Genomic DNA, 224 nt, shown 5'->3' on the forward strand with positions numbered 1-224 from the left:
ACAGCGGCGCGAAGCGTGCGCTTGCGCTCAACGGGTGTGAGATACGGATAGCCGCCGGTGCTGCCCAGCAGACCGATCGAGTCAGCGCCGGCAGCCACGATCCGCTCCAGGAACCGGCACAGAAGATCAGGGTTCAGGCGCCCCTCCTCATCCGTGGGCGTCAGGGGGAATGCAGAGAGGCCGGTGAACAGGCTCATCGAACAGCTTTCCTATTCTGGCAAATG

Annotated in this window: 1 protein-coding gene; it reads right to left on the reverse strand. The window is 63.4% G+C overall.

The features are described 5' to 3' along the window. Window positions 1-197 (reverse strand): dihydrodipicolinate synthase family protein (locus tag Q0938_RS19320; protein ID WP_299365753.1); only part of this gene is annotated, 197 nt, incomplete at its 3' end. Window positions 198-224: the final 27 nt, after the last annotated feature.

This window comes from uncultured Paracoccus sp., from assembly GCF_947496875.1.
Taxonomy (GTDB): Bacteria; Pseudomonadota; Alphaproteobacteria; order Rhodobacterales; family Rhodobacteraceae; genus Paracoccus.